5 protein-coding genes and 1 pseudogene are annotated in these 8,179 nt (G+C 71.3%); 1 reads left to right on the top strand and 5 read right to left on the bottom strand.

All coding sequences use genetic code 11. From position 1 onward, the window contains the following. A pseudogene (locus H5J30_RS10685) lies at window positions 1-297 on the bottom strand (murein biosynthesis integral membrane protein MurJ); the annotation flags it as partial. A gap of 48 nt (window positions 298-345) precedes the next feature. After that, entirely contained in the window at window positions 346-2,736 is a 2,391-nt protein-coding gene (locus H5J30_RS10680) for a DUF6049 family protein (protein WP_181787191.1), read from the bottom strand. 232 nt (window positions 2,737-2,968) lie between these two features. Here H5J30_RS10680 and H5J30_RS10675 point away from each other — a divergent pair, with 232 nt between their 5' ends. Beyond that, window positions 2,969-4,429, top strand: a complete 1,461-nt coding sequence (locus H5J30_RS10675) for a CCA tRNA nucleotidyltransferase (RefSeq protein ID WP_181787190.1) — start codon at window positions 2,969-2,971, stop codon at window positions 4,427-4,429. Between the two features lie 85 nt (window positions 4,430-4,514). Here the strand turns inward: H5J30_RS10675 and H5J30_RS10670 are convergent, their stop codons facing one another. The 3 genes from H5J30_RS10670 to H5J30_RS10660 form a co-directional block, all read right to left on the bottom strand. Continuing rightward, window positions 4,515-5,855 carry an MFS transporter gene (locus H5J30_RS10670; protein ID WP_181787189.1) on the bottom strand — a complete coding sequence of 447 codons (1,341 nt, stop codon included), beginning with the start codon at window positions 5,853-5,855 and terminating at the stop codon, window positions 4,515-4,517. A gap of 82 nt (window positions 5,856-5,937) precedes the next feature. Further along, window positions 5,938-7,020 (bottom strand): inositol-3-phosphate synthase, encoded by a 1,083-nt coding sequence (locus tag H5J30_RS10665; protein ID WP_181787188.1) that lies wholly within the window; start codon window positions 7,018-7,020, stop codon window positions 5,938-5,940. 47 nt (window positions 7,021-7,067) lie between these two features. Continuing rightward, complete coding sequence (locus H5J30_RS10660) at window positions 7,068-7,730, bottom strand: PadR family transcriptional regulator (RefSeq protein WP_018838802.1); 663 nt, start codon at window positions 7,728-7,730, stop codon at window positions 7,068-7,070. Window positions 7,731-8,179: the final 449 nt, after the last annotated feature.

The raw sequence follows: 8,179 nt of genomic DNA, 5'->3' as shown, positions 1-8,179 counted from the left end.
GGTCGCGGGGTGAGCCTGGGGCGCGTGCTGCTGGCCGTAGGGGTCGGGCGCGCCGGGGTGCGCGTAGTGGCCGCCCTGCCCGTACGGGTCGGCGGCCGGCGGTGCGTAGTGCTCCGGCGGGTACGGCGCGTACGGGTCCTGGCCGCCCTGCGCGTACGGGTCGGGCGCGTACGGGTCGGCGTTCTGCTGGTCGGCCGGGGGCTGCTGGTGGGCAGGCGGAGGCGGGGACCCGGCGGGCGGCAGGTTCGCGGGATCGCCGGTGCCCTGACTGCGGTCACCGTCGTACGGCGCGTTCATCGACACCCCACAAGGGTCATGGCCGGCCTGAAAACGGCCTGATCGCTCTCACCGCTCCACTCTCTCACTGGCACCGGACCGGGCACCGCTTTCCGTGTCGGTGTCGTCGGTGCGGTCGCCCCCGGTGAGGTGCGTTCCGTATGCCTCCTTGTCGGCTTCCCCGGTATCGCCGTCGCTACCGGTATCCGCCGTGTCTTCCGGGCTCCCGGCACCGCCGGTGCCGTCGTCCCCGTCCCCGTTTCCGTTCTCTTCCCCGTTCCCGTCGGTGCCTTCGCCCGCCTCCGCCGTCCGGGCGGCGCGCTTGCGCTGCGAGTACATGCGTACCCCGGCGAGGACGAGCAGCAGGATCCCGGCGCCGATGACGAGCAGCACCGTGGAGGTGATGGACGTCACCTCCACCTTGAAGGTCTTCGCCGCGCCGAAGGGCTTCCCGTCCTCCGTGTAGAGCTGGGCGGTGATGTTCACCGGACCGCTGGCCCGCGCGGACGCCTCGAACTTCACCGAGGTGCTGTGGCCGCCCGCCACCTCGATGGACTGCGTGTCCTCCTCGATCCGCAGCCGGCTGGGCACGTCCGACGTCAGCCGCAGCTCCAGCCCGCGGACGTTCTGCACCAGGTTGTTCTGCACCGTCACCGGGATCGTGCCGCTGTTGCCGGACAGTGTGAGGTCCGACTTGTCGATGAGCTGCACCTCCGAGGTGAGGTCCTGGAGGTAGTCCTGCACCCCGCGGCGGAACGACTCCGCCTCCGCCTTGCGCCCGCGCCACTGCGTGGACATCTCACGCAGCAGCGCGTTGCCGAAGGGGACGATGACCCGCCGGCTCCGGTCGAGGATCTCGGAGAAGTCGTCGAGCTGCTGCCGGGTGGCGTTGATCCGGTCGAACGCCTCGCGGGGGATCTCCTGCTTCCGCAGCTTCTTCGGGTACGCGCCCGTGCCCGGCACGGTCCGGTTGGCGTTCGGGTCCGCCGGCTCCACGGCGGCGCTGCTGAGGTTCAGCGGCGTCATCCACGTGCTGGTGTCCAGGTCGCCGAGCGCCTCCGCCATCGCCTGCGCCTGGCCCAGCGTCGGCGTGCGCTGCGGGGCGACGACGATGCTCCGCTGCAGGTTCGGCTGCTGCAGCGTCGTCACGAGCGTCTGGGCGAGGAACTCCTGGATGGACAGGGAGAACGTCTCCGCCCGGCTCATGTCGCCCTCGAAGGCCCGGGAGAGCTGTGCGTCGGCCACCAGCGCCGTCCGGCCGCCGCCGATGGGGCGGGCGGCGGTGGGCGTGTATGTCAGGCCGCTCTCGCGCATGCTGTCGCTGCGGGCGAGGATCCACTGCGCCCCGGCCGCCCCCGCGACGCCGACGATGCGCTTGTCGATGGCGCCCTCCGCGGGCCAGGCGAGGTCGGTCTCCGGCTCGACGTGCAGCTCCGACTCCACGGTCGTACGGGCCAGGGTGGTGGCGTCGCCGAGCTGGTCGAGGGTGCCGGAGACCTTGCGGCCGCGGTGGGCGATGGAGGCCAGGTCGGGGTCGCCGAAGGGCAGCGCGACGACCTCGCGGCCCTTCACGGCACTCTGCAGGTCGGCCAGCCACTGCGCGGCGATCTTCTGGCCCTTGCCGGGGACCGTCTCGCCGTCCTCGCCCACCACGTTGTACGCCTCCGTCATGGCGGACACCGTGGCCAGCAGCTCCGGGTCGATGACCCACGTCACGGGCAGCTCCTCGCCGAGCGCGACCATCTGCTGCAGCCTGCCGCCGGGCTCCATCTGCTCCAGCAGGCGGTCGCTGGCGAGCAGCGGCGTCTGCTGCTCGTCCGGCTCGGTGCGCGCGGTGAGCTGGGGGGTGGCGATGACGGGCCAGACGAAGGTGAGCCGGGTCTTGGTCGACAGGTCGTCGGGCTGCCAGGGCAGGAAGGTGTGCTCGATGCCGAGCACCTGCTCGTAGCCGGTGTCGGCGGAGGTCCCGCTGAAGGAGACGGCGAGCTGGTAGACGCCGGGGGCATCCAGCGGCAGCCGGTCCACGGGGATCGTCATGCTGAAGTCCCGGGTCATGCCGGGGGCCAGGCTCTTCAGCTCCTCGGTGCCGGGGCCGTCGATCTCCGCCCCGTCGTACTCCGAGAGCCAGCCGGTGCGCTCCGTGGCCTGGGTGACCTCGCTGCGGCTCGTCAGCGGCCCGCTGAGGCGCAGCGAGACATGCGGGTCGGTGATCTTGGCCTTGGTCTTGTTGGTGACCTTCCCGGAGACCGTGAGGTCGTCCCCGCCGGAGGGGACGGAGGGGTTGAGATAGTCCACGGAGACGTTCACCGAGCGGGAGCCGGACGGCTGCGCATGGGCCTCGCCGGCCGCGGGTACCTGCGCGAGTGCGGCCGGCAGTAGCAGCGCCGCGAGCAGCAGGGCGGTCAGCAGCCGCCGGTGGGCCGGGGGACGGGCGGGAGGGCCGCCCGGGGACCCGGTCAAATGTGCCAGCTCGGCCACGCGCTCGCCCGTCCTCGTTGTCCTCGTGCCCGGCCCGCGGCCTTGTGCCGCCTGCCTTGGACCCCGATGGTAACGAGGTACGGGACGCCGGGTGGCGGGGACCGCGTCAACCTCCGGGCCCTCTCCCACTTGATCGGCATCAGGGTCGTACGGAGATGCCGCGGAGGGTGGCCAGTTGCGGTCCCGCGGCGCACGGGCCGTACCCTGTTCTGTTGTGCCGAATGCCCGTGAAGACCACCGAACCCAGCAGGCCACGCTCAGCCGTGCCCAGCGCAGCGCCGTCAGCGAACTGCTGCGCGTCTCACCCGTCGCCGACGACCTGGCGCACCGCTTCCAGGACGCCGGCGCCCGGCTGGCGCTGGTAGGCGGCTCCGTACGGGACGCGCTGCTCGGCCGGCTCGGCAACGACCTCGACTTCACCACCGACGCCCGCCCGGAGCGGGTGCTCGACATCGTCCGGCCGTGGGCCGACGCGGTGTGGGAGGTCGGCATCGCGTTCGGCACCGTCGGCTGCCGCAAGGGCGATCTGCAGATCGAGATCACCACCTACCGCTCCGAGGCGTACGACCGGACGTCGCGCAAGCCCGAGGTGTCGTACGGCGACTCCATCGAAGAGGACCTCGTCCGCCGGGACTTCACCGTCAACGCGATGGCCGTCGCGCTGCCGGAGAAGGAGTTCGTCGACCCGCATGGCGGGCTGGACGATCTGGCGGCCCGGGTGCTGCGCACCCCCGGCACCCCGCAGGAGTCCTTCGGCGACGACCCGCTGCGCATGATGCGGGCGGCGCGGTTCGCGGCGCAGCTGGGCTTCGAGGTGGCGCCGGAGGTCGTCGCGGCGATGACCGACATGGCGGAGCGGATCGAGATCGTGTCCGCCGAGCGGGTGAGGGACGAGCTGAACAAGCTGCTGCTCGCCGCCCGCCCGCGCCTGGGTCTGCACCTGCTCGTCGACACCGGCCTGGCCGGGCACGTACTGCCGGAGCTGCCCGCGCTGCGGCTGGAGCGCGACGAGCACCACCGGCACAAGGACGTCTACGAGCACTCTCTGATCGTGCTGGAGCAGGCCATCGCGCTGGAGGAGAACGGCCCCGACCTGGTCCTCCGGCTCGCGGCGCTGCTCCACGACATCGGCAAGCCGCGTACGCGCCGCTTCGAGAAGGACGGCCGGGTCTCCTTCCACCACCACGAGGTGGTGGGCGCGAAGATGACCAAGGCCCGGATGACGCAGCTGAAGTACCCCAACGACCAGATCAAGGACGTCTCCCGGCTGGTCGAGCTGCACCTGCGCTTCCACGGCTACGGGACCGGGGAGTGGACGGACTCCGCCGTGCGCCGCTACGTGCGCGACGCCGGGCCGCTGCTGGACCGGCTGCACAAGCTCACCCGCTCCGACTGCACGACGCGCAACAAGCGCAAGGCGCTCGCCCTGCAGCGCGCGTACGACGGGCTGGAGGAGCGCATCGTCCGCCTGCAGGCGCAGGAGGAGCTGGACGCGATCCGCCCGGACCTCGACGGCAACGAGATCATGAAGATCCTCGGCATCGGCCCCGGGCCGGCGGTGGGCGGCGCGTACCGGCACATGCTGGAGCTGCGGCTGGAGCACGGTCCCCTGGGGCACGAGGCGGCCATCGACGCGCTGCGCGCGTGGTGGGCGGAGCAGAACCCGCCCGCCTAGGGTCTACGGCCCCGAAGGCCGGCGGAACGGTGACAGGCGGCGTATGGAGACGGGCGCCACGGCGCCGCCGCGCCGGGCGCGGGCGTCATGTTTCACGTGAAACATGCGGCTCGCCGCCGGCCCCGCCCTCCAGTGCCGCCGGGTGCCCCTCCTCGGTCGGCGCGTGTTTCACGTGAAACATCGACAAGGCGATGCCCGCGAAGATCACCGAGACGCCCACCACCAGGACGGCCGAGCGCCCGTCCTTGGGCAGCAGCGCCGCCGCGGCCGCCGCGGCGCCCACGAAGGCCACGTTGAAGAGCATGTCGTAGAGGGAGAAGACCCGGCCGCGATAGGCGTCGTCCACCGACGACTGCACCACCGTGTCCGTCGTGATCTTGACGCCCTGGGTCGTGACCCCGAGGACGAACGCGGCGACCAGCATCGGCCCCGGCGCGAACGAGAGCGCCAGCAGCGGCGTCAGCACCGCCGCCAGAGCCGCGCACAGCGTCATCCAGCCGGTCCGCCCCAGCCGCGTCACCAGCGACGGCGTCACCACCGCCGCGACGAAGAACCCCAGCCCCGACAGGCCGACGGCCACACCGAGCAGCGCCATGCCGTCGTCCTCGCCGTCGGACCAGGCGTAGCGGCACAGCATCAGCAGCATCACGGTCAGCGCACCGAAGCAGAAGCGCATCAGGCCCATGGCGGACAGCGCCTGTGCCGCCTCGCGCCGCGCACGCAGGTGCCGTACGCCCGCGACGAGCCCGCGCGCGGTGCTGGCGACCGCAGCCCTTATCCGCGGCAGCACCAGCTCCGGCTCCGGCCCCAGGGCCCCCGGCGCCATCCGCAGCGACGCCAGTGCCGCGCAGAGGTACAGCCCCGAGCCGACCAGCACCGTCATCGCGTCCGCCGTGCCGCCCTTCGGCCCGGCAAGGCCGACGAGGAACGCGACGCCCCCGCCCGCCGTGGCGGCGAGCGTGCCCGCGGTCGGCGACAGCGAGTTGCCGACCACGAGTTGCTCCTCGGTGTCCACCACCCGCGGCAGCGCGGCGGAGAGCCCGGACAGCACGAAGCGGTTGACGGCGGTGACGGAGAGCGCGGAGAGGTAGAACAGCCAGTCCGGCACCCCGGCCAGCAGCAGCGCCGCCGTGCCCGCGGCGAAGACGGCGCGCAGCAGGTTCCCGTACAGCAGCACCTGCCGGCGCCGCCAGCGGTCCAGCAGCACACCGGCGAAGGGGCCGACGATCGAGTACGGCAGGAGCAGCACGGCCATCGCGGAGGCGATGGCGGCGGGCGAGGTCTGCCGCTCGGGGGAGAAGACGACGTACGCGGCGAGCGCCACCTGGTAGACGCCGTCGGCGCCCTGGGAGAGCAGCCGTACGGCCAGCAGCCGGCGGAAGCCGTGCAGCCGCAGCAGGCTGCGGAGGTCGCGGACAACGGGCATGGCGTTCAGCATCACATGCCCAGGGGCCCCGGGCTGCAGCCCGGGGCCCCTGAAGACGGCGAGTCGTGTACGGCGGTGGCGCTCAGCGCTCGACTTCGCCGCGGATGAACTTCTCCACGTTCTCCCGCGCCTCGTCGTCGAAGTACTGCACGGGCGGGGACTTCATGAAGTACGAGGACGCCGAGAGCACCGGGCCGCCGATGCCGCGGTCCTTGGCGATCTTCGCCGCGCGCAGCGCGTCGATGATGATGCCCGCGGAGTTCGGCGAGTCCCAGACCTCCAGCTTGTACTCCAGGTTGAGCGGCACCTCGCCGAAGGCGCGGCCCTCCAGGCGCACGTACGCCCACTTGCGGTCGTCCAGCCAGGCGACGTAGTCCGACGGGCCGATGTGCACGTTGTGCTCGCCCAGGTCGCGGTCGGGGATCTGGGAGGTGACGGCCTGGGTCTTGGAGATCTTCTTGGACTCCAGCCGGTCGCGCTCCAGCATGTTCTTGAAGTCCATGTTGCCGCCGACGTTGAGCTGCATCGTACGGTCCAGGATGACGCCCCGGTCCTCGAAGAGCTTGGCCATGACGCGGTGCGTGATGGTGGCGCCGACCTGCGACTTGATGTCGTCGCCGACGATCGGTACGCCCGCCTCGGTGAACTTGTCCGCCCACTCCTTGGTGCCCGCGATGAACACCGGGAGCGCGTTGACGAAGCCCACGCCGGCGTCGATGGCGCACTGCGCGTAGAACTTGGCGGCGTCCTCGGAGCCCACCGGGAGGTAGCAGACCAGCACGTCGGCCTGCCGGTCCCGCAGCACCTGCGTGACGTCGGCGGGCTCCTCGGCGGACTCCTCGATCGTCTCGCGGTAGTAGCGCCCGAGGCCGTCGAGCGTGTGGCCGCGCTGCACGGTCACGCCGCTGCTGGGCACGTCGCAGATCTTGATGGTGTTGTTCTCGCTCGCCCCGATGGCGTCGGCGAGGTCGAGGCCCACCTTCTTGGCGTCGACGTCGAACGCCGCGACGAACTCGACGTCACGGACGTGGTAGTCGCCGAACTGGACGTGCATCAGCCCGGGCACCCGGCTGCCCGGGGCGGCGTCCTTGTAGAACTCGACGCCCTGCACGAGGGACGCGGCGCAGTTGCCCACGCCGACGATGGCTACACGAACCGAACCCATTGACGGTTGCTCCCTGTTGTTCGTTGAGGCCGTGCCAGGGCAGGACCTCAGTTGGCGGTGTCGTCGGACGGATCCGGCCGGGTGCTGTCCCGGTCACGGGGCAGGCCGCCCGTCTCTGCTGAACCGGCGTTCCCCGAAGGGCGCTCGTCGCGCCCCGCCCGTTCGCTCTCGATCAGCTCGGTGAGCCAGCGCACCTCGCGCTCGACGGACTCCATCCCGTGCCGTTGCAGCTCCAGGGTGTAGTCGTCGAGTCGCTCGCGCGTGCGCGCCAGCGACGTGCGCATCTTGTCCAGGCGCTCCTCCAGCCGGCTGCGCCGGCCTTCGAGCACCCGGACCCGTACGTCACGCGACGTCTGGCCGAAGAAGGCGAAGCGGACGCCGAAGTGCTCGTCCTCCCACGCCTCGGGCCCGGTCTGGGCGAGCAGCTCCTCGAAGTGCTCCTTGCCCTCGGCCGTCAGCCGGTAGACGATCTTGGCGCGCCGACCCGCCAGCGGTACGGCGGGGCCGTCCTGCGGTGCGGGAGCGGTCTCCTCCGTCAGCCATCCCTGTGCGACGAGTGTCTTCAGGCAGGGGTAGAGGCTGCCGTAGCTGAACGCGCGGAACACCCCCAGCGAGCTGTTGAGCCGCTTGCGCAGCTCGTAGCCGTGCATGGGGGACTCGCGGAGCAGGCCGAGGACGGCGAATTCCAGGATGCCTGAGCGCCTGCTCATCGCCGCCTCCTCCCGTGCCGCGGATGTCCCGCTCTGGATGTGTCGAGTCGATGTGTCGCACCGATGTGTCGTGCTGATGTATCGGCTCGATACATCTCGACGATAGAACGACCCTCGGGCAGCGGCAAGTGAGGGTGTTGTGAACGGCGTCACATCGGCTTGACCGGGCGCGCCGAAGTGTCCGGTATAGCGCGTAATACCCGGCGCAAAGCGGGCAACGCCGGTGCGTACTCTGTTCCGCATGCTGTCTGAAGGGAACCGGGAGCCGCAGTCGGACGTCTTCGTCCTCGGTACAGTGCGGCTGGTTGCCAGAGGACAGAGAACCGGTCGTGCATCGGGGGGACCGGCTGACAGAAGACGCCGACAGGCGATGCCACCTGTTCGAGGAGTAGTCCCTTCATGAGCGAGCACCGTCGCAAGCCGCCCAACAGCGGCCGCGGAGGAGGCCG

It is taken from the genome of Streptomyces phytophilus, from assembly GCF_013870535.1.
Taxonomy (GTDB): domain Bacteria; phylum Actinomycetota; class Actinomycetes; order Streptomycetales; family Streptomycetaceae; genus Streptomyces; species Streptomyces phytophilus.
This window is presented reverse-complemented; position numbering and strand designations above follow the sequence as displayed.